Genomic DNA, 21,729 nt, shown 5'->3' on the forward strand with positions numbered 1-21,729 from the left:
TCGGGCAGGGCGCCATCGGGACCGAGAGACCTGGGCTGTATCAGGGGTCGCTTCGGCTCGGCGGCACCCTGGCTTGCGCGTGCGCGTACGAAACGCGCCTGCGCTGAACAGGACACTGCGGCCGAAGGTCTCGCTGGCCTGCCGCTGTCCGCGGCCTGCCTCCGGGCGCCGGCTGGGGTGACCCAGCAGTATGTCGACGGTCCGGCGAAGAGCTACTCCCCTTCTGCTCCGAACAGAGTACGCGACGCCCGCGGTGGGCCGGAATAGGCCTTTGGTCCCGCCTCCGCCCGGTGCCGCGACCGCCCGGGTCCTGCTCCCGGCCCGTCCCGCCCCCGCTGTGACCTGGGCTCGGATGCCCGCCCTCGCCGCATCCACCCCCTGCGGAATATCGAACTCCGCTTAAAACAGGGTGCGTTGACGGCTTGATGTGACGTGCCCATGTCGTCAGGCTGTCACCTGGCGCCCATCCCTGCGATACCCGGCGCCGCAACGATGGCCACGCCCCGCCGGGGCCGAACGGCCACACCCCCCGCACCCAGGGAGCCCCTCATGGCACTCATACCCAGCGTCTACGCGCGTCGAATTGGCGTGCTCGCGTCAGCAGCCGCACTGGCCGCACTGACCTCCCTCCTGAACGCCCCCGCCGCCCAGGCCGCCCCGCCGGCCCCCATCAGCGCCTCGGCCGCCCGCGCCTACCTGGCAACGGTCACCCCGAAGGCCGAGGGGTCCACCAGCGGCTACAGCCGCGACCTCTTCCCGCACTGGAGCACCGTCTCCGGCAGCTGCAACACCCGCGAGACCGTCCTCAAGCGGGACGGCGTCAACGTCGTCCAGGACTCCGCGTGTGCCGCGGTGAGCGGAAGCTGGTACTCCGAGTACGACGGAGCCACCTGGACCGCGGCCGCCGACCTCGACATCGACCACGTCGTCCCGCTCGCCGAGGCCTGGCGTTCCGGCGCCAATTCCTGGACCACGAGCAAGCGGCAGCAGTTCGCCAACGACCTCACCCGCCCGCAGCTCATCGCGGTCACCGACAACGTCAACCAGGCCAAGGGCGACCTCGACCCCGGCAAGTGGCTGCCCTCGCGTACGGCCTACCGTTGTACGTACGCACGGATGTGGGTCAACGTGAAGCAGTACTACGGTCTGAGCATGGACTCCGGCGAGAAGACGGCCCTGGTCAACATCCTGAACGGCTGCTGACCGAGCCGGCCGATCTTTCCCCCGCCAGGGGGAGGCGTGGCTCCCCCCACCCGTCGTACCGTGATCGAAGGGGATACGGAGGAGGGGGAGTTGCATGGCCGGACTGCGTCTGGGGCCGCTGCTGCGCCACGTCGACTGGGACACGGGCCGGTCGGCCACGATATGGGTCGAGGCGGACCGCCCGTGCACGGCCGAGGTGCGGTGCGCGGACGGGGCGGGCGGCAGTGCGCGCACCTTCCAGATAGCCGGTCACCACTACGCGCTGGTGCCGGTGACCGGTCTGACCCCGGGCGCGACCACGGCGTATGAGGTACTGCTCGACGACCGGCCGGTGTGGCCGCTGCCGGAGAGCGGGTTCCCGCCGAGCACGATCACCGCCCCGGCCGTGACGGGTCCCGGCCGGCCCTCGCCCGGGCTGCGCGTGACCTTCGGCTCCTGCCGGCAGGCCGCGCCGCCCGCCGGCCGGCACGGGCCGCACGGCGCGGACGCGCTGGACACGCTCGCGGCGCGGCTGGCCGCCGACCCGGAGGCGGTGCGCCCGGACGTCCTGCTGCTGCTCGGCGACCAGGTGTACGCGGACGCGCTGTCGCGGGAGACCCGGCAGTGGCTCGCGGCCCGGCGGGATCTGCGGGAACCGCCGGGTGCCCAGGTCGCGGACTACGAGGAGTACACCCGGCTCTATTACGAGTCCTGGCTCGACCCGGAGATCCGCTGGCTGCTGTCGACTGTCCCCAGCCTGCACATATTCGACGACCACGACGTCATCGACGACTGGAACACGAGCGCGGCGTGGCTCGCGGAGATGCGGGCGACGCCGTGGTGGCGCGAGCGTGTCCTCAGCGGGCTGATGTCGTACTGGGTGTACCAGCACCTGGGTAATCTCTCCCCTGCCGAGCTGGATGCCGACGCGGTGTACGCGGCGGTACGGGGGACCCCCGACGGTACGGACGTGCTCCAGGCCTTCGCGTCCTCGGCGGACGCCGATCCGGGCACGGTGCGCTGGAGCTATCGGCGCGACTTCGGCCGGACGCGGCTGCTGATGGTGGACACCCGGGCCGCGCGGGTGCTGGCCGAGGACGGCCGGGCGATGCTCGATCCGGCGGAGCAGCAGTGGCTGCGGGAGAACGCCCTGGCCGGGCACGGTGGTTACGACCATCTGCTGATCGGGTCCTCGCTGCCCTGGCTGATGCCGCCGCTGATCCACGATGCCGAGACGTGGAACGCCGCGCTGTGCCGCGGGGAGCGGGGGCCGCGGTGGGCGCGGATCGGGGAGGATCTGCGGCGGCGCAGCGATCTGGAGCACTGGGCGGCGTTCCCGGCCTCGTTCGCGGCCCTGACGGATCTGATCGAGGAGGTGGGGACGGGGCCGCGGGCGCCTGCGACGGTGTGCGTGCTGTCGGGGGACGTGCACCACGCGTATGTGGCCGAGCCTCGAATACCGAGCACGGCACGGGTGTTCCAGCTGACGTGCTCGCCGGTCCACAATTCCATCCATACCGCGGTGAAGTGGGGTTTCCGGCTGGGCTGGTCCCGGACGGGACGGTGGCTGGGGCGCGGCTTCTCGCTGCACGGGCGGACGGGGCGGCCGCCGTTGAACTGGCGGCGTACGGGTGGGCCCTGGTTCGGGAACCAGCTGATGACGCTGGCCCTGTCGGGGCGGACGGCTCGGCTGCGACTGGACCAGGCGCGCAAGAAACGCGAGGGGGCCGTGCTGGTGACGGTGCTGGACCGGGACCTCACGGCGGCGGAGTAGCGGAGCCGGGGGTTCGGCGGGCCCCGGCCGGTGCGGGGCGGTGGCGTCCTCGGCGGGCAACCGTCCCCGGGGTGTGTGTTCCGGGTATCCCGTCCCCGGCGGGTGCACCGGGCGGGCGCCCCGGGCATCCGGGGTGCGAACGCCGGGCGTACGCTGTCTGGCTGTCAGGCCGCTCCTGCCGCTCCCCGCGACGTCGCGGCGCTTCGTGTCGCAGCACGTCAACCGGACTGGGGAGTCCCGTTTTGTTTGAGACGCTGGGATCGCTGACCGCGAGCCCATGGATCTACGCCCTCGTGGCGGTCTCCATCGTGCTCGACGTCTTCCTCCCGGTGCTCCCGAGCGGGGTTCTGGTGATCACCGCGGCGGCGGCCGCGGCGGCCGCCGGGGCCGCGGGCCCGGTGCCGGGACCCGAACAGGTGCCGGACATCCTGCTCCTGCTCGTGATCGCCACGACGGCCTCGGTGCTGGGCGACATGGCCGCGTACCGGCTGGGCCGGCGCGGCGGTGCCCGGCTGGACCGGGCCATCGCCCGCTCCCGTCGGCTGACCCGGGCCCACGAACGCCTGGGCACGGCTCTGGCACGTGGTGGCGGAGCCCTGGTGGTTATCGCGCGCTTCGCCCCGGCGGGACGCTCGGTGGTGTCCCTGGGTGCGGGCAAGACCCAGCGCAAGGTGGCGGAGTTCCTGCCCTGGTCGGTCCTGGCGGGCATGGCCTGGGCCGGTTACAGCGTGGCCCTCGGCTACTTCGGTACGCAGTGGCTCGGCACCCAGTGGCTCGGCACGGCGCTGTCCGTCGTCGCGCTCTTCGCCGCGGGCGCCCTGGCGGCGTTCCTGGTGCGCCGCCCGGAGGCGGGTGCGGCGACGGCGTAGGCCGTCCGGCACGGCTCGGCTCCCCCGGGCGGAGCAGCGGCTCACCCGTTCACCCGGCCCCGATCGCCGCACCAGGGCCGGGCTCCTAGCGTCCACAGCACGGTGCGCATTCGAATCCGCGTCACATCAGTGGCCTGGCCGCGCCGTTTCGACGAGCCGAGGAGTCCTCTCCATGCCCGCCAAACCGCCCGCTGCAGCGCGCACCGCGGCGCGCCGCCGGCTGATGACCGTCGCGGCCGCGACGCTCGTCGCCGCTGCCGCCGCGCCCGCCACGCTCGCGTACGCCGTGCCCTCCGCCACCGTCTCCCCCACCGCCGTCGCCCCGGGCGGCCGGGTCGCGCTGAACATCTCGGGCTGCGGAACTCAGGTCGCCCGGGTCACGTCGACCGCCTTCGGCGAGGCCCGGCTGACCCCGGGCAGCCAGACGGCCGCGAGCCTCATCGGGAGCGCCACCGTCTACGACAACGCCAGCACGGGCACGCATCGCGTGGTCTTCGAGTGCGGCGGCCCCGGCGGCGAACGCCTCACCCTGTCATTGCAGGTCAGCTCGGGTGCGGCTCGTGGTGGCACGGGCGGCAGCATCGGTTCGATGAGCCCCGGGCAGATCGCCGTCGGCAGTGCCCTGACCGCGGGCGCGCTGGGTGCCGGGGTGTGGGTGATGCGCCGCCGCGCGGCGGCCTCGTAGGCGCGCCGCCCGGATCACGCCGGGGCGGCCGCCTGCCCTCGTACGTGCACCCCGTCGAGCAGCGCCGCGGTGGCCTCGGCGACGGCGTCGACGGCCGCCTCGAACACCTCGCGGTTGTGCGCGGCGGGCACCCGGAACCCGGAGACCTTCCGTACGTACTGCAGGGCGGCGGCGCGGATCTCGTCCTCGGTCGCCTTCTCGGGGATGGCGGGCGGGCGCAGGGTCTTAATGGAACGGCACATACCCCTACTATCCCGCTACCGGGGCAGCTCGGCCCCGGAAAGCTTCATGATCAGACCGGCTTGCAGGCGGGCCCTGAGCCCCGGGTCCTCGACCGTGTCCAGCAGTTCGATGGCCTGCTGGGTCGTCTCGGCGGCCCGCCGGTCGTCACGCAGCGAGGCGGTCTGGTCGGCCATGTGCTTGAGCGCGATGTCGGCCCGCCGGTGGAAGAGCTGCCCGATCAGGGTGGTGACCAGTCCTGCCGAGCTCGTGACGATCCCCAGGTAGAGCTCCCCGCCGCCCTCGGCCTTCCAGACGGCCAGCCCGACCCCGAGGAGCAGGATCGCCGCCCCGACCCCGGCGAACCGCTGGCTGGTGGCGAAGCTGCTGCGCGCCTGGGTCAGTCCGTAGGCGTAGTACTCCACGAGGATCGGCGTGAAGTCGTCCCGCCGGTCGCCGAGCTGTGCCGCGGGGTGCTGGATCCCTCCGACGTCCTGGAATTTCCCTCCGCCCGGCAGGACGGCGGGCCGTTCCTCCGGCTCGGCGAGACTCGCCTGCAGTCGCGCCCGTTCCTCGTCCCGCTTCCGTTCGAAGCCCGCCCCCCGGGACCGCTCCATCAGCGCCAGCGCCACGGCGACCGCGGCCACGACCAACCCACCCCACGCGAGCTCGCCCATCCTCCGACGATCCCACGGCCCGGACCGGCGGCCAAGAGAGCGTCCACCTCCCCAAATGCGGATGAATCACACCGAACCTAGACTGACCGAGGCATGAACCAGTCGCCTACGAGGGAGACCATGACCATGGCCAAGCGAGGCAACAAGCGTCGGGCCCGCAAGAAGAAGAAGGCGAACCACGGCAAGCGCCCCAACGCCTGAGCGAACTACCCGAAAGATCCCCGACCACGCCCGGTCGGGGGTCTTCGCGGTTCACCCCTTCTTCTGCCCCCGCGGCACGTGCCGTCGGCGCCGGCCGGAGTCGTCAGGCGCCGCAGGAGCAGCCTGCGGCCGTCGAGGCGCAGCAGGTGTCCGGCGCAGCCTCGCCGACGCCCTTGCCGAGGGAGTCGGCATCCGCCTTCACCACGTAGACCTCCCAGGGCTCCTTGCCGGGGCCGGTGACCCAGACCTTGTCCTGGACGGCGTAGCAGCACGAGGTGTCGTTCTCCTCGAAGGTGGCCAGCCCCGCGTCCGCCAGCCGGGCGGTGGCGGCGGCGACCTGTTCGGTGGCTTCCACCTCCACACCGAGGTGGTCGAGCCGGGTGTCCTCGCCGGCTTCTCCTTCGATCAGGACGAGCTTGAGCGGCGGCTCGGCGATGGCGAAGTTCGCGTATCCGGGCCGGATCTTCGCGGGTTCGACGCCGAAGAGCTTCCTGTAGAAGGCGACGGAGCCTTCGAGGTCGGCGACGCGCAGGGCGAGCTGAACACGGGACATGAGGGTCTCCTCGATCTTCGCGACCAACGCTGTTTCGATATTCATCGATACAGCCTGATGAACCCGAGGTTGCCACCGGAATAGATGACTGTCAACATAGACAGATGTCGAAATCAGAGCTCCTCGTGATCGGCCGGGCCGATGAGGCCGCGTGCTGCTCGCCGATGGTCCGCGAGCCACTGGACGAGGAGGCCGCCACCACCCTGGCGAAGATGTTCAAGGCCCTGTCGGACCCGGTACGGCTGCGCCTGCTCTCGTTGATCGCCTCGCACGAGGGCGGCGAGGCGTGCGTCTGCGACCTCACCGGCCCGTTCGACGTCTCGCAGCCGACGATCTCCCACCACCTGAAGGTGCTGAGAGAAGCGGGCCTGGTGGGTTCGGAGAGGCGGGGCACCTGGGTCTACTACTGGGTGCTGCCCGCAGCTCTCGCCCAGCTCTCCTCCCTCCTCCAGGCCCCCGGGGGAGCCGCAGTGGCCGGAGCGGCCGGGTGACCGCACCCCTGCGGCGTCGCGCACTGGGCGAGCTGGTCGGGACGGCCGCACTGGTCGCGGTCGTGATCGGCTCCGGCATCCAGGCCACCGAGCTGACCGACGACGTGGCCCTGCAGCTGCTGGCCAACTCCCTGGCGACGGTCTTCGGCCTCGGCGTGCTGATCACCCTGCTCGGCCCGCTCTCCGGCGCCCACTTCAACCCGGCCGTGACCCTGGCCGCGTGGTGGACCGGACGCCGCGGCACGGACGGACCCGGCCTGCGCGACGTGGCAGCGTACGTACCCGCGCAGATGGCCGGTGGCGTCTGCGGCACGATCCTGGCGAACGCGATGTTCGCCGAACCCCTCGCCCGGCTCTCCACCCACGACCGGTCCGCCGGCCACCTCTGGCTCGGCGAGGTCGTCGCGACCGCCGGCCTGGTCCTGCTCGTTCTCGGGCTGGCGCGCACCGGCCAGCAGCGGCTCGGCCCGCTCGCGGTGGCGTCCTACATCGGCGCGGCGTACTGGTTCACCTCCTCCACCAGCTTCGCCAACCCTGCCGTGACCGCCGCCCGCGCCCTCTCCGACTCCTTCGCGGGCATCGCTCCGTCCTCGGTCCCGCCGTTCGTCGCCGCCCAGTTCCTCGGCGCCGCCCTCGGCGCCCTCCTGGTCGCCGCCCTCTTCGGCCGCCTCCCGGTACCGAAGGACCGGGCAGGCTTCTCCCGCGCCGAGCACGAACTCACCACCACCGGCCACTGATCCGCCCCGACACAGAAAGCCCCGACCATGACCACCACCGCACCCACCGTGCTGTTCGTCTGCGTCCACAACGCGGGCCGGTCCCAGATGGCCGCTGCCTTCCTCACCCACCTGGGCGGCGACCGGGTCGCCGTCCGATCGGCCGGTTCCGCACCGGCCGACACCGTGAACCCGGCAGTGGTCGAAGCCATGCGCGAGGTCGGCATCGACATCTCCGCCGAAACTCCCAAGATGCTCACGGCCCAGGCGGTTCAGACGTCCGACGTCGTGATCACCATGGGATGCGGCGACGCCTGCCCCTACTTCCCCGGCAAGCGCTACCTCGACTGGAAGCTGGACGACCCCGCCGGCCAGGGCGTAGCCGCGGTCCGGCCCATCCGCGACGCGATCGAGCAACGCATCCGCGTCCTGCTCACCGAGCTGGACATCGAAGCCCGGTCCTGAGCGCCGCCGTCGGCTCCAGCCGTCAAAAGGCCCCCAACCGTGATCGGTTGGGGGCCTTCTGTCTGGTGGGCGCGGACGGTTTCGAACCGCCGACATCTGCTTTGTAAGAGCAGCGCTCTACCCCTGAGCTACGCACCCGTGGATGAGTGGACAGCCTACATGGCAGGCACACCCCCCACGCAAACCCGATGCCGTGGGAGAGAATGGACCGGGGCATGGCGGACGCGGTACGGGAGAGGCATTGTGACGACGGCATCCCGGCGGTGGTTCGGCGGGCGGGACGAGAGTCGGCGGGCGGATGCGCAGGCGGCGAAGGATGCCGCCGCGGCCGCGTTCTACGAGCTGGACACGGCGCAGCGGGATCTGCGGATCTCCATCGAGACCATCGCCGCGGCGGACGGGTCTCCGGCGGCGCGGCAGGCGACCGAGGGGTTCGCCGCGCTGGGGCGGCGGATCGACGAGGTCAGTCACGTCTACATCGAGGCGGTCGACGCGCACGACCTGGACCGGGCGGAGTTGGAGGCGTCGGTCGCGACGCGCGCGCGGGAGCAGCTGACCCGGGCGCGGGACGAGCTGGTGCGGGTCCAGGGGGAGCTGGAGCGGTTCGCGCAGGGGCTGCAGCCGCTGCTGGACAAGGCCGAGACGCAGCTGGCGCGGGTGGCACCGGCCCGGGAGCGGGCCAGGGCCGCGCTGATCGCGGCGAGTGACGCGCTGGACGCGGTACGGGCCAAGGGGATGCGGGCCGATGACCTGGCGGCGCGGCTGGCGGCGCTCGGCCCGGAGCTGACCAAGCTGAACCAGGGCGCGGCGCAGCACGGTGTGCAGGAGACGGTGCAGCGCGCCGACCGGATCCTGCGCGACGCGGAGACCGTCCGGGCCGAGGCGGCGCGGCTGCCCGAGCGGGCGGCGGAGATCGACCGGCGGCTGGTGAGTCTGCGGACGCGGGCGCAGGCGCTGCGCAACCGGGCGGACCGGGTGGATCCGGTGCTCAGTGAGCTGCGGCGGCGGTTCAGTGCGGCCTGCTGGCAGGACCTGCAGCACGTGCCGGACCAGGCGGTACGGGACGTGGCGCGGGCCGAGGAGCAGCTGCTGGAGGCCGGCCGGGCCCGGGACGAGCAGCGCTGGGCCGATGTGGGGGCGCTGATCGAGGCGGTCCGCGGTTCGCTGGACGCGACGGACGAGGCGGTGTCGGCGGCGCAGGACCGGCTGACGCGGCTGGAGGCGGTGGCGCGGGATCCGCAGGCGGAGGTGGACCGGACCCGTTTCGCGATCCGGGACGCGCAGCGGCTGGCGATGGCGGGGCGCAGTGTGCCGGATCCGCGGCACGCGCGGCCGCTGGACGATGCGGTGGCGCGGGTGGCCCGGGCGCTGGAGGGGCTGGAGGGGCGGCATCCGGACTACTGGGCGTTCCTGCTGGAGATGGCGGACGTACGGGCTTCCGTGAACCGGGTGGTGAGCGGGATCCGGGCCGAGCGCGGGCACGCCTAGCCGGGCCGTCTCTTTCGGATCTTGTCGGCCGAGCCGGCGGTGTCCGGTGCCGTACAGGGCAAGGCGGAGGCGCGCCCTGCGTACTGGACGTACTCGGGCGCCCCGCCGGGCGTCGCGGGCCCGGCGCCGCCGCGTGGTGCGGTCCGGGGCGGGCGGCCCGGGGCGTCCGGGCGGGCCCCGTTTGTTTCCGGGCGGTCGGCGGCGGATGCTGGATGGTGCCGGGAACGGAACAGAGGAGGGCACCATGGCTGCCCACACCACCCACGAGCCTCCCGCGGCCCACGAGCCCTATGTGGCTCACGCGGCGTACGGGTGCACCGAGCCGCACGAGCACTACGCGCCGTACGTGGCCCACGAGCCGGATCCCGACGCGCCCGTCCCACCCCGCTTCACCGACACGGTCTCGCGGCGGATGGAACGCATGCTGCATCCCGTCAACGCGCAGCTCGACGATCATCTGCCCACCGACCACAAGCTCGGCCAGGTGTACCGGGTCGGGGCGGGACTGACGGGGCTGCTGCTGGTGGTGTTCGGGATCCTGGGGCTGGTCAATCAGATCGGGTTCTTCGACACCGGCGGGGACACGGTGCTCGCCCTGAACACCAACGGTGCGCTGAGCGTCCTGTCGATCTGCATCGGCGTGCTGCTCTTCGTCGGGATGGTGATCGGCGGGACCTTCGCCTCGACCCTGAACATCGTGCTGGGTGTGCTGTTCATCGCGAGCGGGTTCGTGAACCTCGCGCTGCTGGACACGGAGCTGAACTTCCTGGCCTTCAAGATCCAGAACGTGCTGTTCAGCTTCGTCGTCGGCGTGATGCTGATGTGGTTCGGGATGTACGGGCGGGTGGGCAGCGCCCTGCCGCACGACAATCCGTACTGGCGGGCCCGTCACCCCGAGCAGGCGGCCCGGGAGGACCGGGCGCGCCGGGCCGGGTCGCGGCAGACGAGAGTCGCGTAGCGCGCGGCGCCCGGCCGCGCTTAGCCTGTGCGCATGCCTCGATACGATTACCGCTGCCGGACCTGCGACGACACCTTTGAGGTCAGCCGGCCCATGGCCGAGTCCTCCGCGCCCGCCGACTGCCCGGCAGGGCACTCCGACACCGTCAAGCTGCTGTCCGCCGTCGCCGTGGGCGGAACGAGCAGCGCCCCCGCGCCCGCGATGGGCGGCGGGGGCGGCGGCTGCTGCGGTGGCGGCGGCTGCGGCTGATCCCGGACCCGGGATCGATCCCGGATCCCGGACCCCGAGCGGGAACGTCAGCGCTTGCGCGACAGGGTCAGGCCGTCCGAGATCGCGAGCAGGACGGATTCCATGCGCGGGTCCGCCGACACGTGGTCGTTGAAGGCGCGGACGCCGGCCGCCGCGCCCGTGGCCGACTCGTCGAGGACCGTGCCGTGGAACAGCGTGTTGTCGGTGACGATCAGGCCGCCCGGACGCAGCCGCGGCACGAGCTCCTCCCAGTAGGAGATCTGGCTCTGCTTGTCCGCGTCCACGTAGGCCATGTCGATGTGCGGTTCCGCCGGCATCGCGCGCAGGGTCTCCAGCGCCGGTGCGATGCGCAGCTCGATGCGGTCCGCGACGCCCGCCTCCTCCCAGGCCTGCCGGCCGTACTGCGTCCACTCCTCGGAGACGTCGCAGGCGATGAGGCGGCCGTCGGCGGGCAGTGCCTGGGCCATCGACAGGGCCGAGAAGCCGGTGAAGGTGCCGACCTCCACGATGTGGCGGGCGCCCGTCAGCCGGACCAGGAAGGCCAGCAGCGGCCCCTGTTCCTCCGCCGACTGCATCCCGGCCACGTCCGGGAACTTGGTGTACGTCGTCGCCACGAGCCCCCGCTGGACCCGGTCCAGCGGGGGGTTGTGGTCGAGCATGTACCGGTAGAGCTCGTCCGTGATCTTGGTGCTGTTGCCCTTGGTCATGCGTCCAGTCTGCCCAGTCGGGCCGCCTCCTGGGCGAATGCGCGCACGATTTCCTCGCCCGCCAGGACGCCCGCCGTGGTCAGCGCGGTCACCGTCGGCGCCGTCCAGGCCGCGTCGGCCAGTTCGCCGTGGCCCGGGCGCCAGGCCGCGTCCGCCGCCAGCAGCAGGTCCGCGTCCAGCAGCGAGTCGCCGGCCGCGAGGGTGGTGGAGGCTCCCGTGCGGCGGGCGACCTCGCGCATCGCCGCGCTCTTGGTGAGCGGGCGCGGGACGGCGTAGATCTTCCGGCCCTGGAGGGAGACCGTCCAGCCGCGGTCCTCGGCCCACCGGGTCAGGGACTTGAGCCATTCGTCCGGGACCAGGGCCCGCTCGACGACGAGGTAGGCGAAGAGGTCCTCCGCCAGGCGCGCCTTGCGCAGCCACGCCGGGTCGGCCGTGGCCAGCAGGTGCTGGTGCACCTCCTCCAGGGGGGCGCACTCCTCGGCGAGGCGCGCCGCGACCTGCCGCCGCCAGTCCCGGTCCGGGACGCCGTCGACCAGCAGCTGCCCGCCGTTGGCGCAGATGGCGTACGGGGCCGGGCGGCCGGGGAAGCGGATGCGCTGGTACTGCTTGCGGGTCCGGGTGGTGGTGGGGACGAAGACCACCGAAGGATCGGCCGTCAGCTCCGCCAGCAGTCCCGCCGCCGTCTCCGTCATGTAGGACAGCGGCTTGCTCTCGTGGACCTCGACGCACAGCAGCCGCGGAGCCACCGGGTCGGGCATGGTCAGGCCGAGGGCGGCCGTCGAGTAGATGAGCGTACGGTCGAGATCACTGGCTACGAGGACAGTCACTTCGAGGCCACAGCCTTTCCGTCGGCGCCGGTGGCGCCGCGCGTGAATCGGGGGTGGATGAGTCCTACGCACGTGTAGGGCAGTCCGTCGACCTCTTCCACCGGGACGCCGCGCTGCTCGGCGAGCAGCCGTACGTGGTCCAGGTCGGCCCCGGCGCCGCGCTGCGCCAGGATCTTCCACGGCACCCGGCGCAGCAGGACCCGGGTGGTCTCGCCGACGCCCGGCTTGACGAGGTTCACGTCGTGGATGCCGTACTCCTCGCTGATCCGCTCGACCGCCGCCCAGCCCTCCCAGGTGGGGGTGCGGTCGGCCGCGAGGAGCTCCTTGACCTCCTCGTCGACGGCGTCGGCCACCGCGTCGAAGTGGGCGGCGACGGTGTCGACGAATTCGACGGAGACGTCGGCTCCGGCGAGCTCGCGGTAGAACTTCGCGCCGTGGAAGTCGGCGGGACCGACGAGGTCGGACCTCAGAACCGTACGCGAGATGAGACCGGAGACGGTGGAATTGAGGCAGGCGGAGGGGATCAGGAAGTCCTCCCGGGTGCCGTACGTGTCCACGCAGGAGCCGGGGTCGGCGAGGACGACGATCTCCGGGTTGAAGCCCTCGAACCCGGCGAGGGCTTCGCGCAGCTCGCGGGTGATGGCGCCCTTGCCGGTCCAGCCGTCGACGAAGACGATGTCGGCCGGGTCGTGGTGGGCGGCCAGCCAGCGCAGGGCGTTGGCGTCGATGCCGCGGCCGCGCACGATGGAGACGGCGTAGTGCGGCAGGTCCAGGCCGTGCCGGGCGCGGGCCCAGCGGCGCATCAGTACGCCGACGGGGGTGCCCGCACGGGCCAGGGAGACCAGGACGGGGGACGGGGAGCGCTCGGCGAGGACGGTCTCGGTGACCGTGCCGACGGCGCGGGCCACGCGGGCGGCGGAGGCGGCCAGCGCGCTGCCGTACAGCTCCTGGTACTGGGGGGACGGCTGGTACTCGACGGGCAGGGACTCGGCGTAGTGCGCGCCGCCCGCCTGTATCGCCTCCTCGCGTTCCTCCGTCGGCGCCTCCAGCTCGATGTCGGAGAAGTCCTGCAGCAGCCAGCCGACGTCCTCGGGGGCGTACGAGGAGAAGGCGGGGCCGCGCAAGGGCTCGCGCGGGGCCGGGTCGGCGGGCTCGGTCAGCTCGGTCGGGTCGGTCGGCTCGATGAGCTCGGTCGGGTCGGTCGGCTCGGTCATGATCGGCTTCGGCTCCCGCCGGTCGGGGGTGTAGGACGGGACGACGGCCAGCACGACGTGGCCGGTGTGCGGGGCGAGGGCCGCCAGCAGTCCCGTGTGCAGCTCGGGGGTGTCCCCGGCCGAGTCCACGACGGCGACGACGGCGTCGAAACCGGCGCCGTCCGTGCTGTGGACGTTGTAGGCGTAGCGGTCGCCGGGGCCGTCGGCCGGGGCGTCGTGGGCGGGGAAGACCAGCCGGGTGCGGATGGCGTATCCGGGGTCGTCGACGGCGAGCACGGGCGAGCGGGTGGTGGTCGAGAAGCGGACCTCGCGGGCCGCCCCCGCGTCCTCCAGGGCCTTGGCGAGGCGCAGCGGGGCGTACATCAGCTCCTCGTTGCCGAGTACGAGGACCCGCCCCGGGCTCTCGCCCAGCGCGGCGGCGAGGGCGCCGGCGAGCCCGGGCAGAGCCGCCTCCAGGCGGGCGCGGTGCGCCGCGGTGAAGCCGTGGCGGCCGCCGTCGGGGACGCCCGCCGGCCAGTCCAGGTCCACGCGGGTGACCGGGCGCGGGGCGTTCGCCGGGCCGGCCGGGCCGGCGGGACCGCGCCGGTCCCGCTCGGCCGGGGCGGTCCGCGCCTCGTGCTCCTCGACCAGGGCCCGGCCCTTGGCCAGGACGCCGTCCGGGAGGGAGACGGTGCCCGAGGCGAGCGCGATGAGGTCCACGCGTGCGCCCAGCTCGGCGGCGAAGGCGGTGAGCCGGTCGCGGTCGGCGGCCGAGCGCATGTCGACGAGGGCGACGACGACGTAGTGCGAGCGGGGGTGGCGGGCGTGCAGGTCGCGGATGGTGTTCAGGACCGTGTTGCCGGTGGAGAACTCGTCGTCGACGAGGACCAGGGGCCCGCTGCCGGCGAGCAGCCGCGGGTCCTCGGGCAGCAGCAGGTGCGAGGTGGCGTGCGAGTGCGCCTCCTCGAAGCCGCCGGCCGCGCGCACGCCCGGCACGGGCCGGCGGGTGGAGTGCAGGTAGGGGGCCGGGCCGAGGCCGTCGGCCACGCAGTGGCCGAGCCCGGTGGCGGTCTCGGCGTAGCCGAGGACCACGGCGGCCGCGGCGCCGTCCTCGCCGAGCAGCTCCCGTACGCGTACGCCGAGGCCGAACCCGGCGGCGTGGACGACCGCCGGGGACTGCGGGACGTGCTTGCCCAGGACCTGCGAGACCAGCAGGTGGGCGCGCTTGGGGTTGCGCCGCAGGGCCAGTCCGAGCAGCTCCGTCAGCCGCGGACCGTCTCCGGAGTCCTCCAGGCTCACGCCCAGCCGGTCCGCGACCCAGGTACCCGACCACACCTCGTCGATCGTCTTGCCTTTCCTCGTCGTCGTCGCCGTCGCCGTCGCCGTCGCCGTCGTCATCGTCCGTACCTGTGCCGGCTCCGGCACAGGCTTCCGCGCGGGCGTGCTCACACCTGGAGCCCGGCCGTGAGCAGGTCGACGAAGCCGACCTGCTCCTTCGCCACGCCGAAGACCTCGGCGCGCAGCATGGTGCGCTCGGCCCAGGCCCGGTGGGGCTTCACCTCGTTCATCTTGTTCGTGTAGGCGCTGCGCATCACTCCGCCGCCGCCGCGCTCGGGCCGCAGGATGTCCTGGGCATCGCAGAACTCCTCGTGCGAGACCACCGACAGCGCGTGCACGGGCGTGACGTGGGCGGGGTGGATGCAGGTCTTGCCGAGCAGCCCGTTGGCCCGGTCCAGTTCGATCTCGCGCAGCAGTCCGTCGAGGTCGTGCTCGATCAGGGTGGTGCGCAGTTCCTCCACGCCCTCCTCCAGGAAGGGGCTGCGGCGCAGCTGGGGCTTGAAGAGGCGCTGCTGGCTGCGGAAGTACTCCCAGACCGGTCCGGTCACGGTGAAGCCGGTGCCGTCGGCCCGGCTGAGGACGTTGACGACGTCCGCGATGACGCCCGCCACGATCTGGACGTCGTAGGCGGTCATGTCGGGGGTGCGCCGCAGGCCGTAGGCCGAGCAGAAGTCGGTCACGCCGAGCCGCAGCGCCAGGACGCGCTCGCGGTGGCTGTTGACCGTGCGGAAGATGCCGGCGAGGGCCAGGGCGCGGGTTTCGAGGTGGAGGAGGTCCGGGGTCTCCAGGACCGGCATGGCATACAGGCGGGGCAGTCCGAAGGCCGCCTCCGCCTCGACGACGGCTTCGAGGAAGGCGACACCACGGTTCTCGTCGAACTTCGGGAGTACGAATCCGGCCAGTCGGCTCACGGAGCTGCCGAGCCGGCGCACCAGGTCGGGAATCTGCTCGGGGGTGCGGACGCGGATGAAGAGCAGCGGGAGCTCCGCGCCGTCGGCCTCGAGCTCGCGGAAATGCCGGACGAGGTTCTCCTCGGCTCCGGCGACATCGCCGTCGCTGATGGAATCCTCCAGGCAGAGGACCATCGAGACGACCCCGCGGCCGGCCTGCTTGCGGATGTCGGCCGCGAGCGTGGGCCGGGTGGCCGGGCTGTAGAGCGTGGCTCCCAGCGCCGCCGCGAGGACGCGGGCGGGCGAGGCTCCGGTGAATTCCGCCGGTTCCTGGTGGAAGAGGTCCTTACGGACGGTGGGCGATATGTGCCCAAAGTGACGCATGTGCTATCCCCCGTACTGCCTCGGCGGCCCAACTGGCATGGCCGGTAATAGTACGTACGAACGTGAGTCAAGAGTTCCTCAAGCACATGAAGTTCAGGTAACCCTCTTGCACCATGCCCAGGTCTCGCGTTCGAGACAAGGCCCTACGGGGGGCCGCATTGTCCCTGTCCACCCCGGGAGGGCAGGATGACGTGCATGACGCACGCGATGCAGAAGGGCTCGAACATCCCGGTGACCGCCGTGGCGGTCCGGGCGGTGCTGCGCTGGACCGCCGGCCCCGAGGTGCCGGACGTGGACGCCTCGGCACTGCTCGTCGGCCCGGACGGCCGGGTGCGTTCGGACGAGGACTTCGTCTTCTACAACCAGCCCCGGCACCCCTCGGGAGCCGTCTGGCGGCTCGGCAAGAAGCAGATCGGTGACGCGATCACCGACGCCGTCCAGGCGGACCTGCGCACGGTGACGCCCACGGTGGACCGGATCCTGGTGGTCGCCTCCGCCGAGGACGTACCGTTCCAGCGAGTCCACGACCTGCGGATCCTCCTCTACGACGCCACGGCGACCGGCGGCTCCGAACCGCTGGCCTACTTCGACGTACGGCCCGAGACCGGCGCCGAGACGGCGCTGATCTGCGGGGAGCTGTACCGGCGGGGCGAGGGGTGGAAGTTCCGCGCGCTCGGCGAGGGCTACTCCGACGGACTGGTGGGGCTGGCGACCGACCACGGGATCTCGGTCGACGAGAACGCCGCCGAGTCCGAAGGGGCCCCCGCGGCCGGCCCTGCGACCGGCTCCGCCTCCGGGCCGGCGTCCGAGCAGACGGCGATGATGGCCCCGCCCACGCAGGCCCCGCCGCCCGTCCAGCCCGCCTACGGATACCCGCAGCCGGTGTCCCCGGCCCCGGTGCCGGGTCCGGGCGGCGATCCGTCCTTCCGGCTGCCGGTGCAGGGTCCCCAGTTCATCCGCCACTGACACCACCCGGCGCCGACGGCCCAGGGCCCCGTGGACGGTCACCCGTCCCGGGGCCCGGTCAGTTCTTGGCGCTCTTGTAGCCCCGCCCCCACTGGAGCCCCCAGCCGTACAGCCGGTCCAGCTCGGCCTGGAACCCGTAGACGAACTTCACCTCGCGCCGCACCACGAGCTCGCCCTTGACCTTCTCCAGGGAGACGACCGCGCAGGAGCGGGCCTGCGGGTGCCGCTCGTCCAGCGGGATCTCGATGCGCGGCCCCGTGACCGGGTAGAGGGTCACCATGGCGTGCGTCCGGTCAAAGGCCGGCGTCTGGTCGTAGATGTAGACGAAGACCAGCAGCCGCTTGATCTCGTCGGCGTGGTCGAGGTTGACGTAGAGGGTCTCCCCCGAGGCCGAGCCGAACCGGTCGTCCCCGCTGAGCTTGACGTACGGCGGGTCGTTCAGGTCGCCCAGCAGGTTCCCCAGCGGCTGCACGGCGCCGCGGGTGCCGTCCGTCAGCTCGTACAGGCAGCCCATGTCGAGGTCGACATTGACCATGCCCTGGGTGTGCGCCTGCACGATGTCCGGCTTGAACAGCTTGAACGGATGCCGGAAGAGCTGACCGCTCTGGCCGGAGCGGCCGCCGATGTCCGAGGTCCGCATGCGCCAGGACAGGTTCACGCGCAGATTGCCGTGGACCGCCCCCTGTTTGGTGAGCGACACCGTCGAATGTCGCTTGGTCAGCTCGATCGCGTTCGACGAGGCGCTGCCCGACTGGAACTGCACGGCCCGGCTGCCCATGATGCCGTCGAAGAATCCCATCCCCTACCCCCTGGTCCCCTTGATCCCCTGTTCCCCCGATCGGCCCGAGCCGACGGAAGCGGGGCGGCCCGCCGGGTCCGTGGACCCGGTGGACCGCCCCGCAATGGAGCGTTCCGCATTACCGCCGCGGTCATGCCTCGGCGGTGGAACCCTCCAGTTCCAGGCGCTTGTTGCGGCGCACCGAGGACCAGAAGGACCATCCGATGAGCACCACGCCGACGAGACCGGTGATGATCTCGTTGATCTCGTACTGAATGGTGACGAGCAGGATCACGGCGAGCGCGCCGATGGCGTAGTGCGCGCCGTGCTCCAGGTAGACGTAGTCGTCGAGGGTGCCCTGGCGGACCAGGTAGACCGTCAGCGAACGGACGTACATGGCACCGATACCGAGACCGAGGGCCATCAGCACGATGTCGTTGGTGATCGCGAAGGCGCCGATGACCCCGTCGAAGGAGAAGGAGGCGTCGAGGACTTCGAGGTAGAGGAACATGAAGAAGGCGGCCTTGCCGGCCATGGCGACGGCAGTGACCGGCTTGCCGGTCCGCTTGGCCTCTTCCTCGGCCTCGTGCTCGGCTTCCTCCTCTTCCTCCAGCTTGTTCTCGAAGTAGCCGGAAAGGCCGCCGACGATCATGTAGGTGATCAGGCCGAGGACACCGGAGATCAGGACGGTCTGCGCCTTGTCCACGTGGATGCCGCCGTGCTGGTGGGCGTTGGCCCCCACCGTCATCGAGGCGATGACCAGGACGATCAGCGCGATGCAGGCGGACAGCATGTCGATCTTGCCGAGCTTGGCGAGCGGGCGCTCCAGCCAGGCGAGCCACTTGATGTCACGGTCCTCGAAGATGAAGTCGAGGAAGATCATCAGCAGGAACATGCCACCGAAGGCGGCGATGGACGGGTGGGCGTCCGTGACCAGCTGCTCGTACATCTCCTTGTCGGAGAGGGCGAGGTCGACGGCCTCGATGGGGCCGATCTTGGCGCTGATCGCGACGATCACAACGGGGAAGACCAGTCGCATACCGAAGACCGCAATGAGGACACCGATGGTGAGGAAGATCTTCTGCCAGAAGGCATTCATCTTCTTCAGGATTCCGGCGTTGACCACCGCGTTGTCGAAAGACAGCGAGATCTCGAGGACCGACAGGATCGCAACGATGCCGAAGGCCTGCCACCCCCCGTAGAACACCGCTGCGACCAGACCGAGCGCAGTGATTGCGAACGACCAGCCGAAGGTTTTGAGAACCACTGGCACCCCATCGTCTTGTACGGCTTTACGAAACGTTGACCCCGAAGTCTAGAGCGATGCCTCGGAGCCCCGACGCGTACCCCTGCCCCACCGCACGGAACTTCCATTCGCCCCCGTACCGGTAGACCTCGCCGAAGATCATCGCGGTTTCGCTGGACGCGTCCTCGGACAGGTCGTAGCGGGCCAGTTCCTGGCCGTCGGCCTGGTTCACCACACGGATGAAGGCATTGCTGACCTGGCCGAAGCTCTGTCGGCGGGAGTCCGCGTCGTGGATCGAGACCGGGAAGACGATCTTGTCCACCGCCGCCGGCACCTTGGTGAGGTCGATGATGATCGACTCGTCGTCGCCTTCACCCTCGCCGGTGAGGTTGTCCCCCGTGTGTTCGACGGAGCCGTCGGGGCTCTTCAGGTTGTTGTAGAAGACGAAGTACTCGTCCCCCAGCACCCGTCCGCCGCTGCACAGCAGCGCGCTGGCGTCGAGGTCGAAGTCGGCTCCCGTGGTCGAGCGCGCGTCCCATCCGAGACCGATCAGAACCCTGGTGAGGTTCGGTGCGGCCTTGGAGAGGGAGACATTGCCCCCCTTGGCGAGTGTGACGCCCATGTTGTGGTCCTCCCCGGACGACGGTGTGACGGTACGGCGGTGTGCCGGTGGTGCGGTGCGGCGGTGCCGCGGTGTGCCAGTGGTGCGGTGTGACGGTGTGCAGGTGGTGCGGAGGCCGCCTGCGGTGGTGTCCGCGGGTAAAGCCGGTCCGGCGCCGTACACACAGTGCACGGCGCCGGACGGACGGACTGCTCTCGGACTCAGACGTTGACGCCGAAGTCCTGCGCGATGCCGCGCAGGCCCGATGCGTAGCCCTGGCCGATGGCGCGGAACTTCCACTCCGCACCGTTGCGGTACAGCTCGCCGAAGACCATGGCGGTCTCGGTCGAGGCGTCCTCGGAGAGGTCGTAACGCGCGAGCTCGGTGTTGTCGGCCTGGTTCACCACGCGGATGTACGCGTTGCGGACCTGGCCGAAGCTCTGCTGGCGGCTCTCGGCCTCGTAGATCGAGACCGGGAAGACGATCTTGGCGACATCGCCCGGAACGCCGGCCAGGTTGACCTTGATCGCCTCGTCGTCGCCCTCGCCCTCACCGGTGGTGTTGTCACCGGTGTGCTCCACCGAGCCGTCGGGGCTCTTCAGGTTGTTGAAGAAGACGAAGTTCGCGTCGCTGGCGACCTTGCCCTGGTCGTTGGTCAGGATCGCGCTGGCGTCGAGGTCGAAGTCGACACCGGTGGTGGTGCGAGCGTCCCAGCCCAGACCGACGATGACCGCCGTCAGGTTAGGCGCGGCCTTGGTCAGCGAGACGTTGCCGCCCTTGCTGAGGCTGACTCCCACGGGTCCTCCATTGGGTTCTGTGTGTGGGGCGGTGCCCCGTCGTTCAGGGGGCCCTCCCGGCCGTGACCGGGGGAGCTACCGGATCAACGTTTCGATCCTAGTGACGGGTTCCCGCCCGTAAGCGGTTTTCGCAGGGAAAATGCGTGTTCGGCCCGCTCGGGTGCGCTCAGAGGCTGTCGAGTGCCTTGATGTACTCGTTCAGGTCACGCGCGTCGGGCAGTCCGTTGACGACAGTCCAGCGCACGACGCCGTCCTTGTCGATGATGAAGGTGCCGCGGACCGCGCAGCCCTTGTCCTCGTCGAAGACGCCGTAGGCGCGCGAGGTCTCCCCGTGCGGCCAGAAGTCCGACAGCAGCGGGTATTCCAGGCCCTCCTGCTCGCCGAAGACCCGCAGGGTCGGCACCGAGTCGTTGGAGACGGCCAGGAGCTGCACGTCGTCGTTCTGGAAGCGCGGCAGCTGATCGCGCAGCTCGCACAGCTCGCCGGTGCACACGCCGGTGAAGGCGAACGGGTAGAAGAGCAGCACCACTGCCTTCTCGCCCCGGAAGTCGGAGAGCCGCACGGTGGCGCCGTGGTTGTCCTTGAGCTCGAAGTCCGGGGCCTTGTCGCCGACCTCGATCGCCATCTCTCGCATCCCTTCGTTCCCGCATCCCCGCGTTGGGCTGTTCGGGTGAGTCACAGACTAGATCCTGATCGCGGCACGGGCACGGAACGCACACACCCCGCCGACCGGGATCACCTGGTCGGCGGGGTGCGGTTGCGTGTCCGCTCGGCTGCGGCTGCGGCTCAGCGCTTGGCCTTGGCCGCCTTCGGCGTCACCAGCTTGGTGGACGTCCACTCCTTGCCGACGGGCAGACCCTTGGCCAGGGAGAGGCCGGCCGTCTCGGCGGCCTCGCTGATGTCACTGGCCTCGACGTAGCCGTCACGGCCCGTCTTGGGGGTCAGCAGCAGGATCAGTGCGCCGTCCTCGACCAGCTCGGTCGCGTCGACCAGGGCGTCCGTCAGGTCGCCGTCCTCGTCGCGGAACCACAACAGCACCGCGTCGGCGACGTCGTCGTAGTCCTCGTCGGCGAGCTCGCTGACGAGCTTCTCGACAGCATCACGGAATTCCTGATCGACGTCGTCGTCGTAGCCGATCTCCTGGACCACCTGTTCGGACTGGAAACCCAGCCGGGCGGCCAGGCTCTCCGCGTGGTCCGCGGTCGCGCTCACGGGGTGCCTCCTGCTCATGTTCGGTGAATGTCTTCGGCGGCGCGCGTACGCGCAGCATTGGGCGTAGTCCACACGGGCGCGGCGGATCGCGCAAGTACCCGGCCGTCGAGACCGTCGAAACGGTGACGATTGCGGCCGTCTCGCCGCAACTTTCAGCCTTCCCGTGTGCACCTCTCGTGATTCATCCCACACCATTCCAGCTCATTCGGCATCATCGTCGACGCTTGAGGACTTTCCTACCTGTTTGAGGGACGAACGGTCTT

The 21,729-nt window shown here is 71.2% G+C and carries 25 protein-coding genes and 1 tRNA gene; 12 read left to right on the plus strand and 14 right to left on the minus strand.

The window, feature by feature from the left end:
* The first annotated feature begins 558 nt into the window (after window positions 1-558).
* The 4 genes from ACXNSR_RS12710 to ACXNSR_RS12725 all read left to right on the plus strand — a co-directional run bounded on the left by ACXNSR_RS12710 (window position 559) and on the right by ACXNSR_RS12725 (window position 4,510).
* Window positions 559-1,203 (plus strand): HNH endonuclease family protein, encoded by a 645-nt coding sequence (locus tag ACXNSR_RS12710; protein ID WP_458643288.1) that lies wholly within the window; start codon window positions 559-561, stop codon window positions 1,201-1,203.
* Between the two features lie 94 nt (window positions 1,204-1,297).
* Window positions 1,298-2,956, plus strand: a complete 1,659-nt coding sequence (locus ACXNSR_RS12715) for an alkaline phosphatase D family protein (protein WP_458642173.1) — start codon at window positions 1,298-1,300, stop codon at window positions 2,954-2,956.
* Window positions 2,957-3,198: 242 nt separating this feature from the next.
* Window positions 3,199-3,825, plus strand: coding sequence for a DedA family protein (locus ACXNSR_RS12720; RefSeq protein WP_458642174.1), 627 nt, complete (start codon window positions 3,199-3,201; stop codon window positions 3,823-3,825).
* 172 nt (window positions 3,826-3,997) lie between these two features.
* Window positions 3,998-4,510: a hypothetical protein gene (locus tag ACXNSR_RS12725; protein WP_458642175.1), complete on the plus strand. Its 513-nt coding sequence runs from the start codon at window positions 3,998-4,000 to the stop codon at window positions 4,508-4,510.
* A 14-nt stretch (window positions 4,511-4,524) separates the two neighbouring features.
* Here the strand turns inward: ACXNSR_RS12725 and ACXNSR_RS12730 are convergent, their stop codons facing one another.
* Window positions 4,525-4,752 (minus strand): DUF2277 domain-containing protein, encoded by a 228-nt coding sequence (locus ACXNSR_RS12730; RefSeq protein WP_327735290.1) that lies wholly within the window; start codon window positions 4,750-4,752, stop codon window positions 4,525-4,527.
* Window positions 4,753-4,767: 15 nt separating this feature from the next.
* Window positions 4,768-5,406: a TRADD-N-associated membrane domain-containing protein gene (locus ACXNSR_RS12735; protein WP_458642176.1), complete on the minus strand. Its 639-nt coding sequence runs from the start codon at window positions 5,404-5,406 to the stop codon at window positions 4,768-4,770.
* Between the two features lie 126 nt (window positions 5,407-5,532).
* Here ACXNSR_RS12735 and ACXNSR_RS12740 point away from each other — a divergent pair, with 126 nt between their 5' ends.
* The gene (locus tag ACXNSR_RS12740) at window positions 5,533-5,607 is read left to right on the plus strand and encodes a 50S ribosomal protein bL37 (protein WP_100661309.1); all 75 of its coding nucleotides are present in this window, start codon (window positions 5,533-5,535) and stop codon (window positions 5,605-5,607) included.
* Window positions 5,608-5,710: 103 nt separating this feature from the next.
* Here ACXNSR_RS12740 and ACXNSR_RS12745 read toward each other — a convergent pair whose 3' ends face one another.
* Complete coding sequence (locus ACXNSR_RS12745; RefSeq protein ID WP_458643289.1) at window positions 5,711-6,160, minus strand: ArsI/CadI family heavy metal resistance metalloenzyme; 450 nt, start codon at window positions 6,158-6,160, stop codon at window positions 5,711-5,713.
* A 104-nt stretch (window positions 6,161-6,264) separates the two neighbouring features.
* On the opposite strand from ACXNSR_RS12745, the gene ACXNSR_RS12750 reads away from it, so the two are divergent.
* Genes ACXNSR_RS12750 through ACXNSR_RS12760 form a run of 3 tightly spaced genes read left to right on the plus strand, consistent with a single transcriptional unit; the run spans window position 6,265 to window position 7,832 of the window.
* Window positions 6,265-6,651, plus strand: coding sequence for an ArsR/SmtB family transcription factor (locus ACXNSR_RS12750; RefSeq protein ID WP_458642177.1), 387 nt, complete (start codon window positions 6,265-6,267; stop codon window positions 6,649-6,651).
* The gene (locus ACXNSR_RS12755) at window positions 6,555-7,388 is read left to right on the plus strand and encodes an aquaporin (RefSeq protein ID WP_458643290.1); all 834 of its coding nucleotides are present in this window, start codon (window positions 6,555-6,557) and stop codon (window positions 7,386-7,388) included. The genes ACXNSR_RS12750 and ACXNSR_RS12755 overlap by 97 nt, the downstream gene beginning before the upstream one ends.
* Before the next feature lie 27 nt (window positions 7,389-7,415).
* Window positions 7,416-7,832: an arsenate reductase ArsC gene (locus ACXNSR_RS12760; protein WP_458642178.1), complete on the plus strand. Its 417-nt coding sequence runs from the start codon at window positions 7,416-7,418 to the stop codon at window positions 7,830-7,832.
* 63 nt (window positions 7,833-7,895) lie between these two features.
* Here ACXNSR_RS12760 and ACXNSR_RS12765 read toward each other — a convergent pair.
* Window positions 7,896-7,970: transfer RNA gene (locus ACXNSR_RS12765), tRNA-Val, on the minus strand.
* 105 nt (window positions 7,971-8,075) lie between these two features.
* Here ACXNSR_RS12765 and ACXNSR_RS12770 point away from each other — a divergent pair.
* The 3 genes from ACXNSR_RS12770 (at window position 8,076) to ACXNSR_RS12780 (ending at window position 10,527) form a co-directional block, all read left to right on the plus strand.
* Window positions 8,076-9,320 carry a coiled-coil domain-containing protein gene (locus tag ACXNSR_RS12770; protein WP_458642179.1) on the plus strand — a complete coding sequence of 415 codons (1,245 nt, stop codon included), beginning with the start codon at window positions 8,076-8,078 and terminating at the stop codon, window positions 9,318-9,320.
* Window positions 9,321-9,732: 412 nt separating this feature from the next.
* The gene (locus ACXNSR_RS12775; RefSeq protein ID WP_458643291.1) at window positions 9,733-10,278 is read left to right on the plus strand and encodes a DUF4383 domain-containing protein; all 546 of its coding nucleotides are present in this window, start codon (window positions 9,733-9,735) and stop codon (window positions 10,276-10,278) included.
* Between the two features lie 33 nt (window positions 10,279-10,311).
* Window positions 10,312-10,527, plus strand: a complete 216-nt coding sequence (locus ACXNSR_RS12780; protein WP_030715356.1) for an FmdB family zinc ribbon protein — start codon at window positions 10,312-10,314, stop codon at window positions 10,525-10,527.
* Between the two features lie 47 nt (window positions 10,528-10,574).
* On the opposite strand, the gene ACXNSR_RS12785 is transcribed toward ACXNSR_RS12780, so the two are convergent.
* The 4 genes from ACXNSR_RS12785 to ACXNSR_RS12800 are packed head-to-tail and all read right to left on the minus strand — an operon-like array spanning window position 10,575 to window position 15,866.
* Complete coding sequence (locus ACXNSR_RS12785; RefSeq protein ID WP_458642180.1) at window positions 10,575-11,234, minus strand: O-methyltransferase; 660 nt, start codon at window positions 11,232-11,234, stop codon at window positions 10,575-10,577.
* Complete coding sequence (locus ACXNSR_RS12790) at window positions 11,231-12,061, minus strand: HAD family hydrolase (protein ID WP_458642181.1); 831 nt, start codon at window positions 12,059-12,061, stop codon at window positions 11,231-11,233. Before ACXNSR_RS12790 ends, ACXNSR_RS12785 begins: the two co-directional genes overlap by 4 nt.
* Window positions 12,058-14,652, minus strand: a complete 2,595-nt coding sequence (locus tag ACXNSR_RS12795; RefSeq protein WP_458642182.1) for a phosphoribosyltransferase — start codon at window positions 14,650-14,652, stop codon at window positions 12,058-12,060. The genes ACXNSR_RS12790 and ACXNSR_RS12795 overlap by 4 nt, the downstream gene beginning before the upstream one ends.
* 47 nt (window positions 14,653-14,699) lie before the next feature.
* Complete coding sequence (locus tag ACXNSR_RS12800; RefSeq protein WP_458642183.1) at window positions 14,700-15,866, minus strand: HpcH/HpaI aldolase/citrate lyase family protein; 1,167 nt, start codon at window positions 15,864-15,866, stop codon at window positions 14,700-14,702.
* Between the two features lie 195 nt (window positions 15,867-16,061).
* Between ACXNSR_RS12800 and ACXNSR_RS12805 the strand changes: the two genes are divergently transcribed.
* A complete protein-coding gene (locus ACXNSR_RS12805; protein ID WP_458642184.1) occupies window positions 16,062-16,832 on the plus strand; it encodes a TerD family protein in 771 nt (256 codons plus the stop codon).
* Between the two features lie 58 nt (window positions 16,833-16,890).
* Here the strand turns inward: ACXNSR_RS12805 and ACXNSR_RS12810 are convergent, their stop codons facing one another.
* From ACXNSR_RS12810 to ACXNSR_RS12835, 6 genes are all read right to left on the minus strand, one after another.
* Window positions 16,891-17,631 carry a TerD family protein gene (locus tag ACXNSR_RS12810; RefSeq protein WP_458642185.1) on the minus strand — a complete coding sequence of 247 codons (741 nt, stop codon included), beginning with the start codon at window positions 17,629-17,631 and terminating at the stop codon, window positions 16,891-16,893.
* A gap of 130 nt (window positions 17,632-17,761) precedes the next feature.
* Complete coding sequence (locus ACXNSR_RS12815; protein WP_458642186.1) at window positions 17,762-18,877, minus strand: DUF475 domain-containing protein; 1,116 nt, start codon at window positions 18,875-18,877, stop codon at window positions 17,762-17,764.
* A gap of 25 nt (window positions 18,878-18,902) precedes the next feature.
* Window positions 18,903-19,478 (minus strand): TerD family protein, encoded by a 576-nt coding sequence (locus ACXNSR_RS12820; RefSeq protein ID WP_150257301.1) that lies wholly within the window; start codon window positions 19,476-19,478, stop codon window positions 18,903-18,905.
* 200 nt (window positions 19,479-19,678) lie between these two features.
* Window positions 19,679-20,254, minus strand: coding sequence for a TerD family protein (locus tag ACXNSR_RS12825; protein ID WP_266788238.1), 576 nt, complete (start codon window positions 20,252-20,254; stop codon window positions 19,679-19,681).
* A gap of 166 nt (window positions 20,255-20,420) precedes the next feature.
* The gene (locus tag ACXNSR_RS12830; RefSeq protein ID WP_030819487.1) at window positions 20,421-20,879 is read right to left on the minus strand and encodes a peroxiredoxin; all 459 of its coding nucleotides are present in this window, start codon (window positions 20,877-20,879) and stop codon (window positions 20,421-20,423) included.
* Between the two features lie 161 nt (window positions 20,880-21,040).
* Window positions 21,041-21,466 carry a DUF3052 domain-containing protein gene (locus tag ACXNSR_RS12835; RefSeq protein WP_030009300.1) on the minus strand — a complete coding sequence of 142 codons (426 nt, stop codon included), beginning with the start codon at window positions 21,464-21,466 and terminating at the stop codon, window positions 21,041-21,043.
* Window positions 21,467-21,729: the final 263 nt, after the last annotated feature.

It is taken from the genome of Streptomyces sp. NC-S4 (assembly GCF_054353315.1).

What these genes read in the sequence shown, in the direction of transcription:
- ACXNSR_RS12715 (WP_458642173.1), top strand. Translation starts at nt 1,298, where the DNA reads ATGGCCGGACTGCGTCTGGGGCCGCTGCTGCGCCACGTCGACTGGGAC.
- ACXNSR_RS12725 (WP_458642175.1), top strand. Translation starts at nt 3,998, where the DNA reads ATGCCCGCCAAACCGCCCGCTGCAGCGCGCACCGCGGCGCGCCGCCGG.
- ACXNSR_RS12730 (WP_327735290.1), bottom strand. Translation starts at nt 4,752, where the DNA reads ATGTGCCGTTCCATTAAGACCCTGCGCCCGCCCGCCATCCCCGAGAAG.
- ACXNSR_RS12735 (WP_458642176.1), bottom strand. Translation starts at nt 5,406, where the DNA reads ATGGGCGAGCTCGCGTGGGGTGGGTTGGTCGTGGCCGCGGTCGCCGTG.
- ACXNSR_RS12745 (WP_458643289.1), bottom strand. Translation starts at nt 6,160, where the DNA reads ATGTCCCGTGTTCAGCTCGCCCTGCGCGTCGCCGACCTCGAAGGCTCC.
- ACXNSR_RS12750 (WP_458642177.1), top strand. Translation starts at nt 6,265, where the DNA reads ATGTCGAAATCAGAGCTCCTCGTGATCGGCCGGGCCGATGAGGCCGCG.
- ACXNSR_RS12760 (WP_458642178.1), top strand. Translation starts at nt 7,416, where the DNA reads ATGACCACCACCGCACCCACCGTGCTGTTCGTCTGCGTCCACAACGCG.
- ACXNSR_RS12775 (WP_458643291.1), top strand. Translation starts at nt 9,733, where the DNA reads ATGGAACGCATGCTGCATCCCGTCAACGCGCAGCTCGACGATCATCTG.
- ACXNSR_RS12780 (WP_030715356.1), top strand. Translation starts at nt 10,312, where the DNA reads ATGCCTCGATACGATTACCGCTGCCGGACCTGCGACGACACCTTTGAG.
- ACXNSR_RS12785 (WP_458642180.1), bottom strand. Translation starts at nt 11,234, where the DNA reads ATGACCAAGGGCAACAGCACCAAGATCACGGACGAGCTCTACCGGTAC.
- ACXNSR_RS12795 (WP_458642182.1), bottom strand. Translation starts at nt 14,652, where the DNA reads ATGACGACGGCGACGGCGACGGCGACGGCGACGACGACGAGGAAAGGC.
- ACXNSR_RS12800 (WP_458642183.1), bottom strand. Translation starts at nt 15,866, where the DNA reads ATGCGTCACTTTGGGCACATATCGCCCACCGTCCGTAAGGACCTCTTC.
- ACXNSR_RS12805 (WP_458642184.1), top strand. Translation starts at nt 16,062, where the DNA reads ATGACGCACGCGATGCAGAAGGGCTCGAACATCCCGGTGACCGCCGTG.
- ACXNSR_RS12810 (WP_458642185.1), bottom strand. Translation starts at nt 17,631, where the DNA reads ATGGGATTCTTCGACGGCATCATGGGCAGCCGGGCCGTGCAGTTCCAG.
- ACXNSR_RS12820 (WP_150257301.1), bottom strand. Translation starts at nt 19,478, where the DNA reads ATGGGCGTCACACTCGCCAAGGGGGGCAATGTCTCCCTCTCCAAGGCC.
- ACXNSR_RS12830 (WP_030819487.1), bottom strand. Translation starts at nt 20,879, where the DNA reads ATGGCGATCGAGGTCGGCGACAAGGCCCCGGACTTCGAGCTCAAGGAC.